The sequence below is a fragment of the Sphingomonas sp. IBVSS2 genome, assembly GCF_002127225.1.
GTDB lineage: Bacteria > Pseudomonadota > Alphaproteobacteria > Sphingomonadales > Sphingomonadaceae > Sphingomonas.
This window is the reverse complement of the sequence record NZ_NFUR01000001.1, coordinates 1200200-1222374: the sequence shown is the minus strand read 5'-3', so window position 1 is coordinate 1222374 and position 22175 is coordinate 1200200. Positions and strand designations below refer to the sequence as shown.

Annotated in this window: 17 protein-coding genes and 1 tRNA gene; 8 read left to right on the top strand and 10 right to left on the bottom strand. The window is 67.4% G+C overall.

What is annotated here, in order from left to right; translation table 11 throughout:
• Positions 1 to 267 precede the first annotated feature (267 nt).
• Both CAP40_RS05940 and CAP40_RS05935 read right to left on the bottom strand, forming a co-directional pair.
• A complete protein-coding gene (locus tag CAP40_RS05940) occupies positions 268 to 1845 on the bottom strand; it encodes a hypothetical protein (RefSeq protein ID WP_179187923.1) in 1578 nt (525 codons plus the stop codon).
• A gap of 284 nt (positions 1846 to 2129) precedes the next feature.
• The gene (locus tag CAP40_RS05935) at positions 2130 to 2588 is read right to left on the bottom strand and encodes a hypothetical protein (protein WP_144034237.1); all 459 of its coding nucleotides are present in this window, start codon (positions 2586 to 2588) and stop codon (positions 2130 to 2132) included.
• Between the two features lie 126 nt (positions 2589 to 2714).
• Between CAP40_RS05935 and CAP40_RS05930 the strand changes: the two genes are divergently transcribed.
• Positions 2715 to 3554, top strand: coding sequence for a Fic family protein (locus CAP40_RS05930; protein WP_144034236.1), 840 nt, complete (start codon positions 2715 to 2717; stop codon positions 3552 to 3554).
• A gap of 20 nt (positions 3555 to 3574) precedes the next feature.
• On the opposite strand, the gene CAP40_RS05925 is transcribed toward CAP40_RS05930, so the two are convergent.
• Positions 3575 to 3650, bottom strand: a tRNA-Thr gene (locus CAP40_RS05925).
• Between the two features lie 189 nt (positions 3651 to 3839).
• Between CAP40_RS05925 and CAP40_RS05920 the strand changes: the two genes are divergently transcribed.
• The 6 genes from CAP40_RS05920 (at position 3840) to CAP40_RS05895 (ending at position 13535) form a co-directional block, all read left to right on the top strand.
• A complete protein-coding gene (locus CAP40_RS05920; RefSeq protein ID WP_086128360.1) occupies positions 3840 to 5129 on the top strand; it encodes a hypothetical protein in 1290 nt (429 codons plus the stop codon).
• A gap of 184 nt (positions 5130 to 5313) precedes the next feature.
• The gene (locus CAP40_RS05915) at positions 5314 to 9903 is read left to right on the top strand and encodes an NAD-glutamate dehydrogenase (RefSeq protein WP_373384850.1); all 4590 of its coding nucleotides are present in this window, start codon (positions 5314 to 5316) and stop codon (positions 9901 to 9903) included.
• A gap of 490 nt (positions 9904 to 10393) precedes the next feature.
• On the top strand, positions 10394 to 11050 hold the full coding sequence (locus CAP40_RS05910; RefSeq protein WP_086128358.1) for a PepSY-associated TM helix domain-containing protein: 657 nt from the start codon (positions 10394 to 10396) through the stop codon (positions 11048 to 11050).
• A 6-nt stretch (positions 11051 to 11056) separates the two neighbouring features.
• Positions 11057 to 11590, top strand: coding sequence for a DUF2271 domain-containing protein (locus tag CAP40_RS05905; RefSeq protein ID WP_086128357.1), 534 nt, complete (start codon positions 11057 to 11059; stop codon positions 11588 to 11590).
• A gap of 19 nt (positions 11591 to 11609) precedes the next feature.
• Positions 11610 to 12509 carry a DUF4198 domain-containing protein gene (locus CAP40_RS05900; protein WP_086128356.1) on the top strand — a complete coding sequence of 300 codons (900 nt, stop codon included), beginning with the start codon at positions 11610 to 11612 and terminating at the stop codon, positions 12507 to 12509.
• A 45-nt stretch (positions 12510 to 12554) separates the two neighbouring features.
• Positions 12555 to 13535, top strand: a complete 981-nt coding sequence (locus CAP40_RS05895) for an FAD:protein FMN transferase (RefSeq protein ID WP_256924031.1) — start codon at positions 12555 to 12557, stop codon at positions 13533 to 13535.
• A gap of 81 nt (positions 13536 to 13616) precedes the next feature.
• On the opposite strand, the gene CAP40_RS05890 is transcribed toward CAP40_RS05895, so the two are convergent.
• From CAP40_RS05890 to CAP40_RS05865, 6 genes are all read right to left on the bottom strand, one after another.
• A complete protein-coding gene (locus CAP40_RS05890) occupies positions 13617 to 14300 on the bottom strand; it encodes a Fe2+-dependent dioxygenase (RefSeq protein WP_086128354.1) in 684 nt (227 codons plus the stop codon).
• Complete coding sequence (locus CAP40_RS05885) at positions 14294 to 14887, bottom strand: tetratricopeptide repeat protein (protein ID WP_373384843.1); 594 nt, start codon at positions 14885 to 14887, stop codon at positions 14294 to 14296. Before CAP40_RS05885 ends, CAP40_RS05890 begins: the two co-directional genes overlap by 7 nt.
• Before the next feature lie 101 nt (positions 14888 to 14988).
• Positions 14989 to 17493, bottom strand: a complete 2505-nt coding sequence (locus CAP40_RS05880; protein ID WP_086128353.1) for a TonB-dependent siderophore receptor — start codon at positions 17491 to 17493, stop codon at positions 14989 to 14991.
• Between the two features lie 112 nt (positions 17494 to 17605).
• Complete coding sequence (locus tag CAP40_RS05875; RefSeq protein WP_086128352.1) at positions 17606 to 17875, bottom strand: ribbon-helix-helix domain-containing protein; 270 nt, start codon at positions 17873 to 17875, stop codon at positions 17606 to 17608.
• The gene (gene cobT / locus CAP40_RS05870; protein WP_086128351.1) at positions 17872 to 19698 is read right to left on the bottom strand and encodes a cobaltochelatase subunit CobT; all 1827 of its coding nucleotides are present in this window, start codon (positions 19696 to 19698) and stop codon (positions 17872 to 17874) included. The genes CAP40_RS05875 and cobT overlap by 4 nt, the downstream gene beginning before the upstream one ends.
• A 42-nt stretch (positions 19699 to 19740) precedes the next feature.
• Positions 19741 to 20631 (bottom strand): hypothetical protein, encoded by an 891-nt coding sequence (locus tag CAP40_RS05865; protein WP_144034234.1) that lies wholly within the window; start codon positions 20629 to 20631, stop codon positions 19741 to 19743.
• 136 nt (positions 20632 to 20767) lie between these two features.
• Here CAP40_RS05865 and CAP40_RS05860 point away from each other — a divergent pair, with 136 nt between their 5' ends.
• Positions 20768 to 21151, top strand: coding sequence for a hypothetical protein (locus CAP40_RS05860; protein WP_086128349.1), 384 nt, complete (start codon positions 20768 to 20770; stop codon positions 21149 to 21151).
• Between the two features lie 19 nt (positions 21152 to 21170).
• Here CAP40_RS05860 and cobS read toward each other — a convergent pair whose 3' ends face one another.
• On the bottom strand, positions 21171 to 22175 hold the full coding sequence (cobS, locus tag CAP40_RS05855; protein ID WP_086128348.1) for a cobaltochelatase subunit CobS: 1005 nt from the start codon (positions 22173 to 22175) through the stop codon (positions 21171 to 21173).

The following is a 22175-nucleotide window of genomic DNA, read 5'->3' as shown; positions in this document are numbered from 1 at the left end:
CGTGAAGATCGCAACCATCCGTTCCCCCAAACATCAACCCGGACGGCACGACACGCCGCCCCTTCACATCCAAATCGGAGGAATCTCGCGATCGTTTAGGAGCGGATCGAAATTTCTCGGCAGAATGGAAGGCGCGCCGCGTTCCCGGTTGGGGCGACGACGCGGGAGCCACGAAGCAGGCGCCGTATCGACGCGCTCAAGCGGCCCGCCCGCTCGCCAGGAGATGCTCGCCGATGCCGCTGGAAAAGGGGGGCGCCATCGAATCCGTCACGGCGCCTTCAACTGCTCTTGCCGGCCCGGCCACGCCATCTTCATGGCGATGTCCCGCTCCACTTCCTCCAGATTGGCGAGCATGCCATGCGTGGATTGCACGATCATCACCTCGGGACGGCCGTGGAACTGCGCGGGAAGGTCGCCCGGCTGCGACGCTCCGTCCTTGGTACCGAAATAGAAGGACAGGCGCGACGACGGCCGCAGCTGGCTCACCTCGGCGCGAAGATCCGCAACGAAGCGCGCCCGGCCGGCATCGCCGCCATATATCGCGGCTTCGAATTCACGCTGGCTTTCGGGCGATACTCTGTCCCTGGCAAAACCTTCCCGATCCCGCAGCGTCTCTTCGGGCGAATGCAGTGTCAGCGCGGGCGCGCGGAAGAACATGTGATCGAACAGCGCCGCATGATAACGCGCGGTGAGCACGCCGGGTATGCCGCCGAAACTGTCCACCAGCAGGTATCGGCGCTGAAACGGACTGCGCGCCACCCAGCGCATTACCCGGTCCACATCCTGCCGATATGCAGCGATGCCGAGCCTGGGCAATCGCTCGGAAAGCGCGGCGCCACCGCCCTGCATGCCCGAATATTCCACGACAAGAATCGAGATCCCGCTCGCCGCAGCCTCGCGGACACCCCAGGGAACGGCATCGAGCGAGAAGGGGATCGTCGGGCCGCCATGGAAATAGACGATCAACCGGCCATCGGCATGCACGGGCCGATACAGCGTGGCAAAGGCATGGCCCATGCCCGGCCCCAACGGCACTTCGCTGCGGACAACCGGCGTATCGGCGGGAAGCGAGTCATCGGGCGGCAGCTTGATCGGGATCGGCAACGGCTTCTTCTCGCAGAGCAGCCAGCTGCTGATCTTGCCGTCGCGGATACGGGCAACGCGCCGCTCCCGCTCCAGGTCGACGAGCGCGAACAATGTCGTGCCATTTGCGGCAACGTCCGCGATCGCCGTGAGCTGGCCGAAATGCTTGCCAAGGTCGATTGCACGCCCGCGCAGCGGCTCGATCCGCGTGATCCCGAACCGCCCGGCGATGGCACCCAGCCGCCGATCGAGAAAAGGCAGGGCATAGGGCAGAAAGGGGCGGCCCGCCTCCTGCTCGCCGAGTTGCCGCACGCGCGCCGTCCCCGGCATCAGCAGCGGCGCCGAAGTGAAGGCTATGTTCTTGCCCGTCTCCCACCGCCGCGTGCCGGCATAGGCGGTCAGGCGAAACTGATTGCGCCAATGAAAGGCGAGAAGGGCCGCGGACGTCGCCCCCTGGGCAAGCAGCACGCGCCTGGGCTCGCCATCCGCCCGGACCCGGCGCAGCAGGGCCAGCGCCTCGGGCCGCTGGTGAAAGGCAAGATCGCCGTTCGCCACCGCCTCGATCTTCACCTCTTCCCATAGAGGATCCATGCGCGGCCCGACTTCGACACGCTGCTGGTCGGCAAGATAGAAGCCGGTGCCGCGCGCATCGACGCGGAACAGCAGCCGATCCCCGCTTTCGCTCCAGCGCAAGGGCTCGACCCGCGCATTGGTCCCGATCACGATCACCGGCGTTGCCGTTCCGTCATCCGGAAGATTCATGATCTGGAACGAATGCGGCATCACGGAATCGAAGTCGCGTAGGTCCCGCGGCGAAGTCCAGGTAACTACCCGTCGAGATGTCGGGTCGACCATCAATCGGTTCTCGTAACAACTCGCGCTCGACTCCGGGAGAAGATAGAGCTTGAATCCCTCGATCTCGCCGGGGACATCCTGCCCGGAAGGCATCGTAGCCAGGGACGTCAATAGTGCCGAAAGAAGCAGGCGCATGCACGGTTCCTAGTGCAGAGGCGAACACCCGGTCCGCCTCTGCTTGTGGGGAGTGATTATTGCGGGGGGTTGGCAATGAAGACGGCCGGCCCGCCCGGATCTCTGTCGGGGGTCCAGAGCTTGCCGTCGGCCGACATCTCCCAACCTTTGCCGCTGATGTGCTGCCATGCCATGTCGAAGATGCCATCGCGGTTGAAATCGACCAGCACATAGCCGTTCGATTGAATAACCGAGCCCGTCGGAGACAGTTTCTTGATGTGCTTTGAATCTATCAGGCCGTTAACACCCGGGCCACCGCCCGCGATAGCAACGCTGCCCGGAGAACCGCCGCCTGAAGGATAGGCGCCGTCAGGGTTGTCATAGTTGCCGCCGTCATAGGGCGGGTCGTTGTCCCAGACTTCGTTCCAGTCGGGCGGCGGACGATCATCGCGATCCCTCGGGTCTTTCACGATGATCTCGGAGCTCCTGGCCCCGCCCGCAACGAGCGCCATTTCGAATTCGGTCAATACCCTCACGAACAACCTCCATTGCCGCAAAAATGCGAACCGCGATTCGCATCTCAATCTAGCTATTTTCAAATATGATTTGCAAATTCATATCTGAAATTATATTCTACCCGCTGTAATAAATGGGTAATATTTGTGGATGGCGAGAAAGTTATTGACACGCTTCTTCGTTTGAAATTCCCCTCACTTGAAGGCATCTCGAATTTTACTGTCCTGAGCGCCGCGCTTGAAGCGGTTGTGATACAATTGCAGCCCACGGACGCGGACGCCATGCAGCGGCTTATGGCGTCCTATCCGCATACCCCGGATGAGCGCATTGCCGCCCTCGCCGGGCTGCACGACGAACTCGAACCCCATGTCCTCGGCGCGGCGCCCGCGGAAAGGGCGGAGGAAGCACGGAGGCGTACGCGCCTGGAGTTCGACATCTACCGCGCCTTCCTCCGCGCAAATCCCGATATCAGCTACCGCGATCCAGCCCGGTTCGTGCGCGACACGATCGAAGTGCATCGCCGCTGCCGCGCCGGCGCGAACGCCTTCCGCCGCTCGGGCGTGCGCATTGCCGCGTACGACAAGAGTGCCGCTACGCATTTTCCGGACTGGCGGCTGTGCGACAGCCTGATGGCGGAGTTGGCGCAATTCGTCGGCATGCATATCGACAAATGGCCGGCCACCTGCGCCATGGTGACTTATGGCGGCATCATTCACGCCCATCCGTTCCTCGACGGCAACGGGCGCACTGCCCGAATCATGCACAATCTCGTGCTCCATTCGGCCGGTTGCCGGCATTTCCTGCCCATCGGCCTGGTGGCATCGCGCACGGGGAACAGCCTGGTGGTGAAGCTGCGGCGGCTGGTGCTCGGCAACGACTGGAGCAGCCTGCAGCGCTTTCTCCACGATTCGTACAAGCTTTCCCAAGAGTGGCAGACAGGATCTACCGAACATCCGCCCGCAAGCGGGGGCGCCCGCTCGTCCTAGTTTCAACGCTGGGAAATGGATGGTGCCGCCTACAGGACTCGAACCTGTGACCCCCGCATTACGAATGCGATGCTCTACCAGCTGAGCTAAGGCGGCCAACCAAGGGGCGCGGAGCCCCGAAGGAGCGGCGCGCTTACCAGCATGTTTCCTAGCTGACAAGCGTTGCGAAAGCCTTGCCGCGAACAGGCCGGGAAAAGCGCCGCCTTTACGCGTCGTTTACCACACAGCGTGCACAAGCGGTTCCACGAATGAAGGGGGCGTACCGCCTCGAGTGGAGCATTTGGCATGGACATGGCGCGCGGCATCAACCACCCGCTCGACTCGAACCCCGAGGGCGAGGCGACGGACGAAGCCGTGAACGATCGCGCGCTGGCGATCGGCACCGACGAGCGCCGGATGCACGTGCGCGCCTACAACCACTGGGTCTCGTTGCTCCGCGGCCGCGCCTATCCGTCGATCGAGGATCTCGATCCGGACAACATCATGGACTTTGGCGCACACAGCGTACTGCTCGATTTCTCCAAGGGCGTCGACGATCCCGCGATTCGCTTCCTCGGCCGCGCGCTGCGCGAGGAGACCGGGCTCGACACCTCGATCACCCATGTCGCCCAGGTGCCCAGTCGCTCCCTGCTGTCGCGCCTGACCGATCACTATCTCCAGATCATCGCCAACCGCGCGCCGATCGGCTTCGAAGCCGAGTTCGTCGGCACGCGCGGGCACAACACGCTCTATCGCGGCATCCTGATGCCCTTCTCGTCGGGCGCCGATTCGGACGCCGACACGATCGATTTCATCTACGGCGTCATCAACTGGAAGGAACTGGTCGACGCCGAAACCCAGGCGCGGCTCGAAGCCGAGGTGGAGGAATCGCGCCGCACCGCGCCGCGCAGCCTCGCCGCCGCGCCGGTCTGGGCCGATGGCCCGAGCGCAAGCTTCGACGCGCCGGCCGACGAAGTACCGGCCGCCGAATCGCCGGTCGCCGGCGATGCGAGCCTGGCCGACAAGCTGCTGCTCGCCCGCGAATCGGCCGCCGCCGCGCGCGCTTCGGATACGCGCAGCCGCTCGGCGCTCTACCGCGCGCTCGCCCGCGCCTATGATTTCGCACTCGCCGCCGATGACGACGCCCAGGGCTATGCCGCGCTGCTCGCCGATGCCGGGCTCACCATCCAGGCACGCGCGCCGATGACTCCCGCCGTCAAGCTCGTCTTCGGCGCCGACTATGACAAGACCCGCATCACCGAATTCGCCGCCGTGCTCAGCCACGCCCGGCGGGTCGGGGTGTCGCAGGGCGGGCTCGACGCCTTTCTCGACGCGGCCGAAGGCGGCATCAAGGGCGTGGTGAAGGCCGAGCGGGCCTATCGCCGTCCCGCCCCCAAGCCCGACCTCTTCGCCCAGATCGCCGCCGAGCTGCGCAGCCGCCCGCCCCTCGCCCATATCGACATCGCGTTCGAGATTCCGGCGGACAGCGAGTTCGTCGTGCTGCTCGCCCGCGCCGGCAAGCAGGGCCTCGACATCGTCGCCAGGGTCGAGGACAGCCCGCTCACCGAACGCGCCGTCCGCAAGGCCGCAGCTTAAGCCGGATCGCCATTCGCGTCCGTCCGGCGACTCCGCCGAAGCGGGGGATGCGCGAGGCCGTCAGACCCGCCTCGCCGACACTTTCGTTCGCCTCCGCAACAATGTCGGCATGTTTGTAATTTTCTTACGGAACGAGTCTTGAGCCGGTCACCGCACAAGCGTAGGCGGTACTGCCATGAAAAGCATGATGACGTCGCTGACGCAGGCGTTCGAGGCGCGGTTGCTCGAAGGGGCGCTGCCGGGAGAGTTGGAAGATTTCGGAGAGGCCGAGCGGGCCGAAGCGGCGAATTTCGTCGCGGAAGCCGCCGCAGTCCGCCCCCCCGATACCGCGAAGGTCGCACTGGAGACCTTCCAGGGCGAGGAGAGCCGCCGGATGCGGCTCGCCGTCGTCAATGACGACATGCCCTTCCTCGTCGATTCGATCTCGGGCGCGATCGCAACCTACGACATTGCCGTCTTCCGCATCATCCACCCCGTCATCGCCGTGAAGCGCGACAAGGCGGGCAAGCTCGAATCGATCGGCGCCGGCAAGCGCGAATCGATGATCTACATCGAAATGGAACGCGCCGACGCGCGCACCCGGCGCAGCCTGGTCGCCGAGCTGGAACGCACGCTCGCCCAGGTCCGCGACGCCGTGAACGACTGGCGCGCGCTGCAGAGCGCGGTCGGCTCGGACGCCGCCACCGTGGGCTCGCGCGAGGGCGCCAAGCTGCTCCGCTGGTTCCAGGAAGGCGCGATGACGCTGCTCGGGCACGAGACCTGGCGTACCGACGGCAGCGTTTCCGACAAGCTCGGCCTCGCCCGCTACGAGCTCGACACGCCGATCCTCGCCGAAGCCTCGCGCAAGGCGGCGGTCGACTATTTCAACAAGGGCGGCGAAGCGCCGCTGCTCCTCAAGTCCAACTCGATCTCGCCGGTCCATCGCCGCGTGCCGCTCGACATCGTGGCGGTGCCGATCCTCACCGGCAGCGAAGTGACCGGCCTGTCGATCCATGCCGGCCTGTGGACCAGCGCCGCGCTGTTCGCCAATCCGGACGAAGTGCCGGTGCTCCGGGCCCGGCTCGAGGGGCTGGAGCGCAAGTTCGGCTTCGATCCGAAGGGTCATACCGGCAAGGCGATGCAGCATGCGCTCACGGCACTGCCGCACGACCTGACCACCGCGTTCGACGCCGATTCGCTCGAGCATCTCGTGCTCACCACCATGTCGGTCGCCGATCGTCCGCGCTCCAAGCTGGTGCTGGTGAAGAGCCTGCTCGGCCGGCACCTGTTCGCATTCGTCTGGCTGCCGCGCGACGAAGTCACCACCACGCGGCGCGAAGCGGTGGGCGAGCTGCTCGCCGAAGCCGCCAATGCCAAGATCATCAACTGGTCGATCGCGCTCGAGGATGGCGAGGTCGCGCTGCTGCGCTACACGCTCGATCTGCGCGCGGGCGGCACCATGCCGGACGCCGAGGCGCTCGACAATCAGCTCGAGCGGATGATGCGCGGCTGGGTGCCCGCGGTGGAAGCCGCGCTGATGGAGGATACCGGGCCGACCGGCGCCACGCGCCTCGCGCTGCGCTATGCGCATGCCTTCCCGCCCGCCTATCGCACCACTTCGACGCCCGAGGAAGCGGCGCGCGACATCCTGCACCTGGCCCGGCTGGACAATCCGGGCGATCGCTCGGTGCGGATCACCCCCATCGACGGCAAGGCCGGCGAATATCGCGTGAAGCTCTATGCCCAGGGCGGCGCGCTGGCGCTGTCCGACGCGGTGCCCGCCTTCGAGAATTTCGGCTTCCGCGTGATCGAGGAAGTGCCGACCGCGCTCACCGGCGGCGCCTTCGTCCATGATTTCGCCGTCTCGGCCACGGGGCTGAAGGGCGATGCCGCGGTGATCGAGGAAGCGCTCGCCGCCGTGCTCGAGGGCAATGCCGAGAATGACAGCTTCAACCGGCTGATCGTCGAGAGCGGCATGAAGCCGGCATCGGTGGTGCTGTTCCGCGCCTGGTTCCGCTATCTGCGCCAGACCGGCATGAACTATGGCATGGCCACGGTGGTCGACGCGCTGCGCCGGGCGCCGGGCGTCGCCAATGCGCTGATCGAGCGTTTCGATGCCGCGCACAACCCGGCCCGCGCGGGCGACGATGCGGCGATCGAGGCCGCCGCCGCCGCGATCGAGGCCGGCCTGGCCCAGGTCCAGGCGATCGACGACGATCGCATCCTGCGCACCATCCGCGGCGTCGTGCTCGCGACGCTGCGCACCAACGCCTATGCCCCGGCCGCCAGGGAAGCGCTGGCGTTCAAGCTCGATTCGGCCAAGGTGCCGGGCCTGCCCCAGCCGCTCCCCTGGCGCGAGATCTGGGTCTACAGCCCCCGGGTCGAGGGCATCCATCTGCGCGCCGGCCCGGTCGCGCGCGGCGGCCTGCGCTGGTCCGACCGGCGCGACGATTTCCGCACCGAGATACTGGGCCTGATGAAGGCGCAGCGCGTGAAGAACGCGGTGATCGTGCCCACGGGCGCCAAGGGCGGCTTCTATCCCAAGCAGCTCCCCTCCCCGGCCACCGATCGCGACGCCTGGTTCGCCGAAGGGACCGAAAGCTACCGGATCTTCATCCGCACCCTGTTGTCGATCACCGACAACATCGTGTCGGGCGCGGTCGTCCATCCCGAGCGCGTGCGCATCCTCGACGGCGAGGATCCCTATTTCGTCGTCGCCGCCGACAAGGGCACCGCGACCTTCTCCGACGTCGCCAACGCGATCGCGACCGAGCGCAACTTCTGGCTGGGCGACGCCTTCGCTTCCGGCGGTTCGCACGGTTACGACCACAAGGCGATGGGCATCACCGCCAAGGGCGCCTGGGTCTCGGTCCGCCGCCACTTCCTCGAGATGGGCACCGACATCCAGTCCGAGCCCGTCACCGTGGCGGGCTGCGGCGACATGTCGGGCGACGTGTTCGGCAACGGCATGCTGCTGTCGAAGGCGATCAAGCTGGTCGCCGCCTTCGACCATCGCCACATCTTCCTCGACCCCGATCCCGATCCGGCCAGGAGCTGGGGCGAGCGCGCCCGCATGTTCGCGCTGCCGCGATCGAGCTGGGCGGACTATGATCCCGCGCTGATCTCGAAGGGCGGCGGCGTATTCCCGCGCACCGAGAAGTCGATCCCGCTCAGCCCGGAAGTGCAGGCCCTGCTCGGACTGCAGCTTACCGAGATCGACCCGACCTCGCTGATCTCGGCGATCCTCAAGGCCCAGGTCGGGCTGCTCTGGTTCGGCGGCATCGGCACCTACATCAAGGCCGCGTCCGAAAGTAACGGCGAGGTCGGCGATCCGGCGAACGACCGGCTGCGCGTCAATGCCGAGCAGCTGCGCTGCCAGGCGGTGGGCGAAGGCGCGAACCTGGGCGTCACCCAGGCCGCGCGCATCGCCTTCGCTTCGCAGGGCGGCCGCATCAACACCGACTTCATCGACAATTCGGCCGGCGTCGACTGCTCGGACAACGAGGTCAACATCAAGATCGCGCTCAACCGCGAGATGATCGAGGGCCGCCTGGCGTTCGAGGACCGCAACACGCTCCTCGCCGCGATGACCGACGACGTCGCGCACCTGGTGCTCGAGGACAACCGCCTGCAGACGCTCGCGCTCTCCTTCATGGAGAATGACGGCTATGTCGCGCTGCCCTCCTATGTCCGGGTGATCGAGATCCTCGAAGGCTCGGGCCGGCTCGACCGCGCCGTGGAGGGCCTTGGCAGCAACGAGGAACTGCTCCGTCGTGCCCAGGACAAGAACGGCCTGACCCGGCCGGAACTCGCCGTGCTGCTCGCCTCGACCAAGCTCGCGCTGCAGGATGCGATCGAGCATACCGGGCTAGGCCAGGATCCGGCGCTGGAGAGCGATCTGCGCCATGCCTTCCCCAAGGCGATGCAGGCGAAGTTCGGCAAGGCGATCGACGAGCACCGCCTGCGCGGCGAGATCGTCGCCACCAAGCTCGCCAACCGCGTGATCAACCGGCTCGGCGTGCTCCACCCCTTCGAGCTTGCCGAAGAGGAAGGCGCGGCCATGGCCGACATCGCCGCGATGTTCGTCGTCGCCGAGCGGCTCTTCTGCCTGCCCGCGCTGTGGGAAGCGGTGGAAACCGCCCCGATCTCCGAAGGCGCGCGCATCGCGCTGCTCGACGAGATGGCGGTGGCGGTGCGCGGCCAGGTGGCGGACCTGCTCCGCGTCTCCCCGCCGGGCGCCAGCCCCGCCGAAGTGATCGACCGGTTGAAACCCGGCATCGACGCGCTGGACAAGGCCGCCAAGGGCCTGCTGCTCGACGAGGTCAAGGCGCAGTCGAGCCGCATCTCCGCGCGGCTCGAGGCCGCCGGCGCGCCGAGCGAGCTGGTCGCCAGAGTGGTCAAGCTGTTCGAGCTGGACGGCGCGGTCGGCCTCGCCGATCTCGGCGTCAGCATGGGGCTGGAGGTGACGCCGCTCACCCGCGCCTTCACGTCGCTCGGCCAGGCCCTGGGGCTCGACTGGGCCCAGTCGACCGCCGCGCGCATCACCACCGGCGATGTGTGGGAACGGCTGCTGATCGCGGGCCTCGCCCGCGACTTCCAGCAGATCCGCCTCGACTTCCTGAGCCGCGGCCAGGCCGCGGAACCCCAGGCCGCGGTGGATGCCTGGCTGGCCGCCAATGCCGCGCGGGTCGAGCAATTCACGGCCCTGGTCCGCCGCGCTCGCCAGGCCGCGGTGCCGAACGCGGCGATGCTCGCGCAGATCGCCGGCCAGGCGCGCGTGCTCCTCGCCCGCTAGAGAAAAGCCCGGCCGGTCCCCCTGCGGACCGGCCGGGCTCTCATGCCCCGAGGATCAAGTCGCTGTCAGGCTTCGGAGTCGGCCCGTGCCGCCGATGGCGTGCTCCGCAGGATGAGGTACATGCCGCCAAGGCAGGCCGAAACCCCGACTACGCACACCACCGCCAGACCGATATAAAGTGCCGACATCCAGTCCTCCCAAGTCTTATCTGGAAGGAAGCTGCGTAATTTCTTGAGACTCGGCAAGAAACATTCGTCGCTGCACTGCGGTGTATCTTTGCTGCATTTGCGAGATCTGGACCCATCCTTCTCCCCGAAGGGCTAGGGCGGATCGACATTCGGCTCCGTTCCTTCCCGGCGGGAGGGGCGGAAGGTGAATGTCGATTGGTCCTAGGCGCTCCCCACCCGATCCACCCCTGCATCAGGTTTGCAATTGCGAATCGTTCGCGTTACGGACCGGCATCGAATCGCCCCGGAATCACACACCCGAAATGCACGCCCCCACCGCCCAGGCAGCGCAGGCCAAGGCCAAAGCGAAACGCAGCCGGAAGAGCTTCTGGCTGAAGCAATTGCACACCTGGCACTGGATGAGCTCGGCGATCAGCCTGATCGGGCTGCTGCTCTTCGCGATCACCGGTTTCACGCTCAACCATGCCGCGGATATCGAGGCCGCGCCGAAATCGGTCGAGCGCGCGGCGCAATTGCCGCCTGCCCTGCTCGCCCGGGTAAAGGCCGACGACCAGCCCGACAGCAAGAAGCCGATCCCCGCCGATGTCGCCAGATGGGTGCAGGACCAGGTGAAGATCGATGCGAGCGGAACGGCCGAATGGTCCGCCGGCGAGATCTATCTCGCCAAGCCGCGCCCCGGCGGCGACGCCTGGATATCGATCGACCGCGACACCGGCGCGGTGACGAGCGAGGTCAGTTCGCGCGGCTGGATCGCCTATCTCAACGACCTCCACAAGGGCCGCAACGCCGGCACCGCGTGGAAATGGTTCATCGACATCTTCGTGCTGGCCTGCATCATCTTCACCCTCACCGGCCTGGTGCTGCTCTGGATGCATTCCAGGCACCGCAAGAGCACCTGGCCGCTCGTCATCGCCGGCCTCGTCATCCCCGCGCTCGTCGCGATTTTCCTGATCCACTAGGGAGCCATGTCCATGCACTATCGCATCACCGGCCTCACGCTCGCCGCGATCGGCGGGGCGGGCCTTCCCGCCGCAGCCGGCGCGCAGACGCTCGACCTGTCGATCGCCATTCCGCAGCTCAAGGTCGCCGAATATCACCGGCCCTATGTCGCGATCTGGCTGGAGAAGGAGGGCGCCGCGCCGCGCACCCTCCAGGTCTGGTATGATTTCGACGGGAACAGCAAGGAAGGCGCCGGCACCAAATGGCTGCGCGACATGCGCCAATGGTGGCGCGTGGTCGGGCGCGGCATGACCTTCCCGGCCGACGGCGTCACCGGCGCCACGCGCCCGGCGGGCAGCCACAAGGTCACGCTCGTCGCCGGGCGCGGCGGCATGCCCGCGCTCACGCCGGGCAATTACAAGCTGATGGTCGAGGCGGCCCGCGAAGTCGGCGGCCGCGAAGTCGTCACGGTGCCCTTCACCTGGAACGGCGCCGCCGCGCGTGGCGCCGCCAAGGGCACGAGCGAGCTCGGCGCCGTCACCGTCTCGATCAAGCGCTGATTTCAGGGGGAATAGAGCCATGGACTTCCGCAAGCCGCTTCTCGCCGCCGCCGCGATCGCCGCGATCGCCGCCCCGGCCGCCATCGCCCACCGCATGTGGATGCTGCCGTCGTCGACCACCGTCTCGGGCACCGACAATTGGGTGACCGTCGACGCCGCCGTGTCGAACGACCTGTTCTTCTTCGATCACCAGCCGCTGCGCGCCGTGCCCCTGGTCACTCAGCCCGACGGCAGCGAAGGCAAGGTCGAGAACCACAATGTCGGCAAGTTCCGCGCGACGTTCGACCTGCACCTGACGCAGCAGGGCACCTACAAGGTCGCCGTGGTCAACGAGGGCGTGTTCGGCAGCTACATGCTGAACGGCGAGCGCAAGATGCTGCCGCGGGGCACCACCACCGCGACGCTCGCCGCCGCGATCCCGGCCGGCGCGACCGATGTGCAGACCGCCGAGAATCTCAGCCGCAACGAGATCTTCATCACCCAGGGCGCGCCGACCAGCACGGTGTTCAAGACCAGCGGCAGGGGCATCGAGCTGGTGCCGATCACCCATCCGAACGATCTCGTCACCAATGAGCCGGCGAACTTCCAGTTCCTGAAGAACGGCAAGCCCGGCGCCGGCCTCACCGTCACCATCATTCCCGGCGGCATCCGCTATCGCGACAATCTGAAGGAGCAGGTCCTCAAGACCGATGCCGAGGGCAAGGTCTCGATCAAATGGGGCGATCCGGGCATGTACTGGGTGATGGCCAATGAGGGCGGCGAGCGCCCCGAAGGCCCGGGCGCCGGTGCTCCCCGCCCTGCCGGCGCGGCGCCTGCCGGCCAGCAGGCGGCCCCGCGCGGCCCCGGCGGCGATCGCCCCGCCGGCCCGCCCCGCGCTCGCGTCAGCTACGTCACCACGCTCGAAGTGCTGGCGCCGTAACCGACATTCCGCCATCCCGGCCTTCACCGGGATGGCGATCGACCAATGACCGCCAGGATAGCCATCCCTCCCGCCCTTTCCCCGGCAGCGTTCCGTCGCTGCCGGGCGGGAGCCCCGGTCGTCAGCTGCACCGGCGAGACGATGGGAACCAGCTGGTCGGCCCGCCTGGTCGCCCCGCCCGAGGGGATCGCCTTGAAGATCCAGGCCGAGCTCGACCGCGTGGTCGCCGAGATGAGCCATTGGGTGCCGGACTCCGCCCTTTCCCGCTTCAACCGCAGCGAGCCCGGCCGCTGGCAGCCGCTGCCGGCCGGTTTCGCCCGCGTCCTCGCCGCCGCGCTCGAAATCGCGGAGAAGAGCGACGGCGCCTTCGATCCCGCGATGGGCGCGCTGGTCGACCTGTGGGGCTTCGGCCCGCCCGGCCCGCGCACCGGCTTGCCGGGCGACAGGGAAGTCGCGGCCGCCCGCGCCATTTCCGGCCGCGCGCATATCGAGCAGGACGATCGCCGCGCCCGCCGGCATGGCCAGGCCGTGCTCGATTTCTCCGGCATCGCCAAGGGGCATGGCGTCGATCGCGTCGCCGAGATGCTGCGCAGCATGGAGTTGCACGATTTCCTGATCGAAGTGGGCGGCGAACTGCGCGGCGAAGGCATCAGGCCCGATGGCCAGCCCTGGTGGATCGATCTCGAGCCCGTGCCCGGCAGCCGCCTGGCGCCGCTGCGTGCCGCGCTCCACGGCCTGTCGGTGGCGACCACGGGCGACTATCGCCGCAGCTTCGCGCATGGCGGGCGCGACTATGCCCACACCCTCGATCCGCGCACTGGCCGGCCACTGGACAATGGCATGGCCTCGGTCACGGTGCTGCACGCCAGCTGCATGCTGGCCGACGGCTGGGCGACGGCGCTCACCGTGCTGGGACCGGCGGGAATGACGCTGGCCGAACGGGAGGGACTGGCGGCGCATATGGTCATGCGGGAGGCGACCGGGTTCGTGGAGCATCTCTCCCCCGCATTTCAGGCGATGCTCTAGCTTCCTCTCCCTGGAAGAGAGGGGAGCAGAGGGCCCCTGCCCGAATGTCGATCCACCCTGGGGCCCGAGCCAGCCTTCGGTTCAGGCGTCGGCCCAGCGGCGCAGGAGATTGTGATAGACGCCGGTCAGCTCGATTACCGAGCGATCGTCGTTGCCGAGCGTCGCCACCAGCCGCTGCACGGCCTGGTCCATCTCGAACAGGATCCGCCGGGCACCGTCGTCGCGCACCATCGACTGGAGCCAGAAGAAGCTCGCCACCCGCGTGCCGCGCGTCACCGGCTCCACCCGGTGCAGGCTCGACGAGGGATAGAGGATCGCATGCCCCGCCGGCAGCTTGACCGCCTGCTCGCCGAACTGCCCCTCGATCAGCAGTTCGCCGCCGTCATAAGCGGCGGGATCCTCGAGGAAGACGGTCATCGAGAGATCGGAACGGATGCGGAAATCGGTGCCGCGCTGGATGCGCACCGCATTGTCGACATGAGTGCCGAACTTCTGCCCGCCGCCATAGCGGTTGAACAGCGGCGGAAAGACCTTGAGCGGCAGCGCCGCCGCCACGAACAGCGGCGAGCGGCCCAGCGCGTCGAGAATGATCGCGCCCGCGCGGCGATGCGCCTCGCCGCCTTCGGGCAGCTGGTCGTTCTGCTTGGCGAGCGCCGATTGCGCGCCCGAGGTCACATTGCCGTCCACCCATTCGGCCGCATCGATCACCTGGCGGATCGCCGCCACTTCTTCCGGCGAGAGCAGTTCGGGAATGGCGATCAGCACAGCAATGCCTCCAGTTCGGGCCAGCGCGAGGCCTTCAGCCAGTCGCGCGCCTTTTGCGCGAAGGCCGGCGTGGCGGTCTCGCGGCTCTGCGCGAGCCAGGTCCGTGCCTCCGCCACCCGGCCCGCGTCCAGCAGCATCCGGGCATGATTGAATGCGCCGCGGAAATCGCCGCCCTCGGCCGCCTGCCGATAGAGATCCGCCGCCCTGGCCATGTCGCGCGCTACTACCCAGCCATCCTCATGGAAGCTGCCGACATAGTTGATCGCCTTGGCATTGCCCATCGCCGCGGCCTTTTCGAACCAGGCGAGCGCCGCGGCCTTGTCCTCGGCCACGCCGGCGCCGAGTGCCAGCGCGGTCGCGTAATTGTACATGCCCCAATCGAGCCCGCGCGCGGCGGCGATGCGGAAGCATTCGGCGGCCCGCGCCTTGTCGACCGGCGTGCCCCAGCCGAGATCATAGCAGCGCCCGACCATGTTGAGCGCCATCAGATGGCCCTGGGCGGCCGCCTTGTTGAACCAGGCAAAACCTTCGCGCGGTTCGCCCGCGTCGAGCAGCATCTGGCCCAGCACGGCCTGCGCTTCGGCCACACCCTGCTCGGCGCCCGCCCGAACGAGCGCCGCCCGCGCCTCCGGCGAACCGGAGAGGCGGGCGGCGATTTCGTCCGCGGAGAGGCTGTCCAGGCTTTCGCTCAGAATTTCACTCCCAGCGTGGCGAAGGCCGAGCGGCCCGGCGCGATCGACGCATAATGCGCCGTATAGGCCTGGGGGAAATAGACCTTGTCGGTCAGGTTCTGCACGTTGACGCTCACATCGAAATGCTCGTTGATCGTGTAGCCGATACGGGCGTCGAAGCGCCAATATTCGGGCACCGTCACGATGCGGACCTTGGTGGCCGGCGTGTAGGTGGTGACGCCCGCGGCATTCTGGGTGAAGCTGCGATTGTCGGAATAGCCGCCGAACACCCGGCTCATATAATAGGCGCCGCCGCCGATGCTGAGGCCCTTGATCGGCGTGGCATTGGCCCACAGCGTGAAGCTGTCCCGCGCCGTCTGGGTCGCCTGGCGGCCGGTGTTGACCGAGGGCACGAGCAGGGTCTTGGGCTGCTGGACGACGACGCCGCCCACCGTGACCGCCGCCGCGGTCAGCACGGTATAGCCGCCATCGACGATCTTCGGATCGAGATGGGTGTAGCCGCCGAACACGTTCAGCCACTTGGTCAGGTTGCCGTTGAAGCTGAACTCGATGCCGCGGATGCGGCGCTTGCCGATGAACTGCACCGTATTGTCCGGGCCGGTCGCGCGGGCATTGTCGGTGTCGGTCTGGAAGGCGGCCAGGGTCAGCGAGAGCTGGTTGTCGAACAGCCCGGCCTTGGCGCCCACTTCATAGCTCTTGGTCTTCTCCACCTTCAGGCTGTCGAGCAGCGCCAGGTTGGCGGCGGTGTTGGTGGTCGGCAGGGCGTTCGGCTCCTGCCCTTCGCCGAGCAGGCTGTTCGGCGGCGTCGCCGCGGTCGCGTAGCTCGCATATAGGCTGGTGTTCGCCGTCGGCTTGAAGACCAGGCCCGCCTGCCAGTTGAACAGCGTGTCGGTGCGCTCGAGCGGCGTCGTCTGGGTGGCGCCCGCGGCGAGCGCCGGCGTGATCCGCGACGTGAACCGGTCGACGCGGCCGCCCAGGTTGAGGATCAGCGACGGGAGCAGCGTGATCGAATCGAAGGCATAGGCCGAGAGGGTGTGCGCGTCGTTCTGGGTCTCCGCGGTGGGCGCGCCCTTCACGATCGGCGTCGTCGCAGTGGTGGCGTCGCCGGTATAGTTGACCCAGGGGTCGCTCGGGTTCGGGCTGAACAGGCTGGTGCAGTAGAAGCGGCTGATCGCGGCCGGCGTGCAGCGCGGGGTGATGCCCGAACCGGTGGCGAGGACATAGGCGCCGCGGCGCGCCTTCTCCCAGCTGATCTCGAAGCCGGTCGCGAAGCTGTGCTTGATCGCCCCGGTCTCGAAGGTGCCGAACAGGTCGGTCTGGTTGGTGAGCGACTCGGCATAGCCATAGCGGGTGTTCGCCCGCCGCCAGACGAGACCGCCCGCCGTCGCCGTCGCCGCGGCATTGGTGCCATAGACATTGCCCTGCTGATCGTCGGGCTGGGTGTAGATATAGTTCTGCTCGTTGTAATTGTAGCGCGAGGTGTTGCGCAGCGTCACCGTGCCGAAGTCATGCTCGACGCGTACCGTGGCCTGATGCGTGAAGGTATCGCGGAAGTCGCGGCTCTTCAGGCCGTAAAAGGTGTCGCGGTCGACACGGCCGGTCACGCCGGCGATCGTCCGCACATTGCCGATGGCCGGCTCCGAATAGATCTCGCCGGTGCCCGGGGCATTGGCCAGCGTGTAGAGATAGGGGATGCCGCTGTCGGGCAGCTCATGGCTCTCGAGGTAATAATAGGAGGCCGTCAGGCGGGTGGGCGTGCCGAGGCCGATGGTCACCGACGGCGCGACGCCCCAGCGCCGCTGCCAGATCGCATCGCGGCCGGCGACGTCCTGATCGTGCCACATCGCCGCGACGCGCACGCCGATGCCGCCGCCCAGATACTGGTTCACGTCCAGCGCGGCATGCTTGTAGTCCGCGGTGCCGACGCTGCCGGTCGCGCGGATGAAGCTGGCCTGCTGCGGCACCTTGGTGATGATGTTGATCGAGCCGCCGGCGCTGCCGCGGCCGCCCAGCGTCGAATCCGAACCGCGGATCACCTGGACCTGCTCGATCGCGAACGTATCGCGGGACTGAGCCGCAGTGTCGCGCACGCCGTCGACAAAGGTCGAGCCCTGGCTGTCGAAGCCGCGGATGAAGGGGCGATCGCCGATCGGGTTGCCGCCTTCCGCGGCACCGAAGGTGATGCCCGGCACGGTGCGCAGCGCATCGGCCAGCGTCGTCGAGCCGGTCTGGTCGATCACGTCCTTCGGCAGGATCACCACCGAACGCGGGGTGTTCTGGACGGAGGCGGTGGCCTTCGGCCCCTGCAGCTCGGCGCGGCCGCCGGTGACGACGATCTGCTCGCGATCCTCGGCGCTGCGATCCTGGCCGTCCTTGTCCGCGTCGGCGGGCACCGGCCCGCTGCCGTCGGCGGCATGCGCGGCCGGCGCGGTGGCGATGAAGCCGACACAGGCCAGCGCAAGGAACGACGCGCCCGAACGCGCGGTGGAAACACGACTCACAATTGGTCCCCCTGAACAGGTTATTTCGGGGCGAGCTATTGCGAGGCGTTCTCAGAGTCAATGCTAATGCGAGCGGTTCGCATCTTTGTCGCGAATTTGTTGCGGAATAACGTCATGCTGCCGGCGGCAGCTGCCCATCGCGCGGCTGCCCCAGCAACCAGGTGCGGATCGCGCTGGCAAGGTTGGGCGGATCCTCGCCGCCGATCCGGGCATGGTCGATCGCCGCGACCAGCGCGTTGAGCGGCAGGGCGCGCTCGGCCGCCGCGCGCTCCAGCGCTTCCCAGAAAAGCGGCTCGAGGCTGATCGAGGTCTGATGCCCGGCAATGGTGACGGAGCGCTTGACCGGCCCGTGAAAGCCGCCCGGGGGCGGATCGACGTTCATTCCGTGTCGAAGAGCGCCGCCAGCTGCTCGACCATCGTGCCGGCAAGCTGCTCGGCGTCCATGATCGTCACCGCCCGGCTGTAATAGCGCGTCACGTCATGGCCGATGCCGATCGCCACCAGCTCGACGGGAGAGCGCGCCTCGATCCAGCCGATCACCTGGCGCAGATGGCGTTCCAGATAGGAGCCCGAATTCACCGAGAGCGTCGAATCGTCGACCGGCGCACCGTCCGATATCACCATGAGGATCTTGCGGTCCTCGGGCCGGCCGATCGCTCTCTGATGCGCCCAGAGCAGTGCCTCGCCGTCGATATTCTCCTTGAGCAGCCCCTCGCGCATCATCAGCCCGAGCGCCTTCTTCGCGCGGCGCCAGGGCTCGTCGGCCTGCTTGTAGACGATGTGGCGCACGTCATTGAGGCGGCCGGGCTGGGCCGGGCGGCCATCGGTGAGCCATTTCTCCCGGCTCTGCCCACCCTTCCAGGCGCGCGTGGTGAAGCCGAGAATCTCGGTCTTCACGCCGACCCGCTCCAGCGTGCGCGCCAGGATATCGGCGCTGATCGCCGCGATCGAGATCGGCCGCCCGCGCATCGAGCCCGAATTGTCGATCAGCAGCGTGACCACCGTGTCCTTGAACTCGGTGTCCTTCTCCGCCTTGTAGGAGAGCGACTGCATGGGGTTGATCACCACCCGCGCCAGCCGTGCCGCGTCGAGCAGCCCCTCCTCCTGGTCGAAGTCCCAGCTGCGGTTCTGCTGGGCCATCAGCCGGCGCTGGAGCCGGTTGGCGAGCTTGGTCACCGCGCCCTGGAGATGGACGAGCTGCTGATCGAGATAGGAGCGGAGGCGATCCAGCTCCTCGGTGTCGCACAGCTCGGTGGCCGCGATCACTTCGTCGAACTGGGTGGTATAGGCGCGATATTCGAACTGGGGCGGCAGGTCGCTCCACGGGCGATTGGGCCGCACGGGCATCATGCCCTCGTCGCCTTCGTCGCCCGGCTCGCCGTCGCCATCCTCCATCGCGTCGGACTGCTGCTGCTCGCCTTCCTCGCCGGTATCGGACTCGCGCTGCTCGCCGCGCGCCTCGGCCTGGCCCTCGCCCTGGCTCGTTTCGCTCTCGCCCTCCTCGTCGCCGGGCTGCTCCTCTTCGTCGGTGCCCTCGTCCTCGCCGCCACCCTCGTCCGCCTCATCGGGCAGCACATCGCCTTCGGTGAGCTCCAGGTCGTGGAGCAGCTTCGACGCGAGCGAGGCGAAGGCGCGCTGGTCGTCGATCGCCAGCGCCAGCGCATCGAGGTCGGCACCGGCCCGCGCCTCGATCCAGTCGCGGATCAGCGCCATGCCGAGCGCCGCCGCGCCGGGCGATTCGCGCCCGGTCAGCCGCTCGCGGACCATCAATCCCAGCGCGGTGGAGAGCGGCACTTCCTCGCGATTGCGGGCGCGCGTGATCGGATCGGCACGCAATTTCAGTTCGAGCGCGTGCTCGAGATTGGCGGCGATGCCGGCATAGCCGCGCGAACCCAGCGCCTCGACCCGCGCCGTCTCGACCGCGTCGAACACCGCGCGGGCCACCGGCTCCCGGGGCGCCGCTTTCAGGTGCAGGCCGTTGTCATGGTGGCGCATGCGCAGCGCGAAGCTGTCGGCGAAGCCGCGCGCCTCGGCCACTTCCTCGGCCGGCAGCGTGCGTGACGGCGTCGGCACCTTGATCTGGCGCCCGTCCTGGCGCGGCGCCTCGCCGGTGAAGCTCAGCTCGGCCTCGCGCTCGCCCGAAAGCGCGCGCGCGGCGCCGCCCAGCACGTTGCGGAACCTGTCGAGGGGAGAGTCGGCGGCCATGCTCCCGCTTTGGGAAGCTTGGCCGCGCGATGCAAGCCTCGGCTAGATATAGATGTAGATGTAGCGCACCTCGATCGAGATCGGGCGAAACAGGGTCGGGCGGAAATTGCGCTCGATGGTGAAGCGCGCATTGCCCTCGGCGTCGACGCCGTCGACCCGCACGACCGCGCCCATCACATTGTTGAAGAACACCGGATAGGGGATCTTCCTGGGATTGGTCTGGAGATAGGGCACCTGACGCTGCAGCGGCCCGGCAGAGCCGTTGTACAGCACATAGTCGAAGCTCCGCTTCCTGCCGTCTTCATAGACTTCGAGCTCGAGCTGCACCTTGTTGCTCTCGGGCGTGTATTTCCGATAGCGCAACCGCAGATACTGGCCGGCATCGCGCGGCACCAGATATTCGGTCTTGTACGCCACCGCATCGATCGGGATCGCCTTTTGCAGCGCCTCGTCCTTGGCACCGGCGAGGAAGACCTGGTCGAGCTTGCCGTCCTTGTCGCCATCGATGAAGCAGAAGCGGACGATCGGCATGAACTTGGAGGCGAGGCCGCCGAGCAGCGCCGCGCCCAGCCCCGAACGGCCACGCTGGTCGCGCCCGCAGAAATAGAGCCCCTTGCCGCCTATCTTGGCCTGCGTCGCCTCGGGCGCGACCACTGCGGTCAGTTCCTCGCCGGCGGCGATCTCGTCGGTGAACCTGTCGATCGACACCTTCACCGGCGCGAGCAGCGTGAGCTTCTGCGTCTGCTTGACCGAAGCGCGCATCAGTTCCTCGCCCGGCTTCAGCGTGAACGCCCTGCCGATCGGCGCAGCCGGATCGGGCCACATCGTGTCGGGCAGCGGAAACACCGCCATATTGCCGCCACCCGCCGGCGCCGTGGCTATAAGCATCGGCACGCCCGCCAGCATGGCGAGCCCCTTCGATTTCCGGATCATCTTCCCCCCTTTCGCGCGATTGCCCGCGCTTCCCCGCGCCGAGCTTGCCCGGGCGCGAAGGGCAACACAATCGCCGATCGATCCATGATTGCCTTGGCCGCGCCCGCGCTTCATGGTTCCGGGCAAGGGGGATCGAATGAAGCTTCTCGACCGTATCGGCCTCGGGCGGATGAGCCACGGGGAATATAGCGCCAACCTCAATGGCCTGGGCATCTTCTTCGGCGCGGTGCTCGGCTTCGTGATGGCGAGCACCGAGACGCTGGGCACCCGCGACTATACCATCGTCCTTGTCGGCACCGCGTCGATGGTGATCACCATCCTCTACGTCTCGTCGAGCAAGCAGCGGATCGCCTATGCGCTGCTCGCCGCGGCAGGGGTCGCGCTCATGCCGCTCGCGCTCAAGATCCTGCTCACGCCGGGCGCGCAGCTGCCGGTCCAGCTCCAGCCGACGCTCGCAGTGTGGCTGGCGATGACCGTGGCGATCGAGTTCGCGCCGCGCGAGACGGAGAAGAAGGGCTAGGCGCCGCCGCGCCGCTCAGTCAGGCCTTGCTCACCACGCTTTCGGGCAGGTCCTTGCCGAACACGCGCTGATAATATTCGGCCACCTGCGCGCGCTCCGCCTCGTCGCACTTGTTGAGGAACGACAGGCGGAAGGCGAAGCCGACATCCTTGAAGATCTCGGCATTCTGCGCCCAGGTGATCACGGTGCGCGGCGACATCACGGTGGAGATGTCGCCGGCGACGAAGCCCTTGCGGGTCAGGTCGGCCACGCGGACCATGTTCTCGACCAGCTCCTTGCCGCCCGGCTTGTCGAAATCGCCCGACTTGGCGAGTACGATCTGCGCCTCGACCGCGGCGGGCAGATAGTTGAGCGTCACCACGATGTTCCAGCGGTCCATCTGGCCCTGGTTGATCTGCTGGGTGCCGTGATAGAGGCCGCTGGTGTCGCCCAGGCCCACGGTGTTCGCGGTGGCGAACAGGCGGAAATAGGGATTGGGGCGGATCACGCGGTTCTGGTCGAGCAGCGTCAGCTTGCCCTCGGTCTCCAGCACGCGCTGGATCACGAACATCACGTCCGGGCGGCCCGCATCATATTCGTCGAACACCAGCGCGGTCGGGGTCTGCAGCGCCCAGGGGAGCAGGCCCTCGCGGAACTCGGTGATCTGCTGGCCGTCCTTGAGCACGATCGCGTCGCGGCCGATCAGGTCGATGCGGCTGATATGCGCGTCCAGGTTGATGCGGATGCAGGGCCAGTTCAGCCGCGCCGCCACCTGCTCGATATGCGTCGACTTGCCGGTGCCGTGATAGCCCTGGACCATCACGCGGCGATTGTGCGCGAAGCCGGCCAGGATCGCCAGCGTCGTATCCGGATCGAAGACATAGGCGGGATCGAGATCGGGCACGCGCTCGTCCGCCTCGCTGAACGCCGGCACTTCGAGGTCGCTGTCGATCCCGAACAGGTCGCGCGCCTTCACCATCTTGTCGGGCGTGTCGAGGATCGTGGTGCTCCGGCTGTCGGGCTGGGTGTTGGGGATATCGGCCAT

Excerpts from the sequence above, each read along its gene's own strand:
- CAP40_RS05940 (WP_179187923.1), bottom strand. The coding sequence starts at position 1,845 with ATGAATCTTCCGGATGACGGAACGGCAACGCCGGTGATCGTGATCGGG.
- CAP40_RS05920 (WP_086128360.1), top strand. The coding sequence starts at position 3,840 with ATGGACATGGCGCGCGGCATCAACCACCCGCTCGACTCGAACCCCGAG.
- CAP40_RS05915 (WP_373384850.1), top strand. The coding sequence starts at position 5,314 with ATGATGACGTCGCTGACGCAGGCGTTCGAGGCGCGGTTGCTCGAAGGG.
- CAP40_RS05910 (WP_086128358.1), top strand. The coding sequence starts at position 10,394 with ATGCACGCCCCCACCGCCCAGGCAGCGCAGGCCAAGGCCAAAGCGAAA.
- CAP40_RS05905 (WP_086128357.1), top strand. The coding sequence starts at position 11,057 with ATGTCCATGCACTATCGCATCACCGGCCTCACGCTCGCCGCGATCGGC.
- CAP40_RS05900 (WP_086128356.1), top strand. The coding sequence starts at position 11,610 with ATGGACTTCCGCAAGCCGCTTCTCGCCGCCGCCGCGATCGCCGCGATC.
- CAP40_RS05895 (WP_256924031.1), top strand. The coding sequence starts at position 12,555 with ATGACCGCCAGGATAGCCATCCCTCCCGCCCTTTCCCCGGCAGCGTTC.
- CAP40_RS05875 (WP_086128352.1), bottom strand. The coding sequence starts at position 17,875 with ATGAACGTCGATCCGCCCCCGGGCGGCTTTCACGGGCCGGTCAAGCGC.
- cobT (WP_086128351.1), bottom strand. The coding sequence starts at position 19,698 with ATGGCCGCCGACTCTCCCCTCGACAGGTTCCGCAACGTGCTGGGCGGC.
- CAP40_RS05865 (WP_144034234.1), bottom strand. The coding sequence starts at position 20,631 with ATGATCCGGAAATCGAAGGGGCTCGCCATGCTGGCGGGCGTGCCGATG.
- CAP40_RS05860 (WP_086128349.1), top strand. The coding sequence starts at position 20,768 with ATGAAGCTTCTCGACCGTATCGGCCTCGGGCGGATGAGCCACGGGGAA.
- cobS (WP_086128348.1), bottom strand. The coding sequence starts at position 22,175 with ATGGCCGATATCCCCAACACCCAGCCCGACAGCCGGAGCACCACGATC.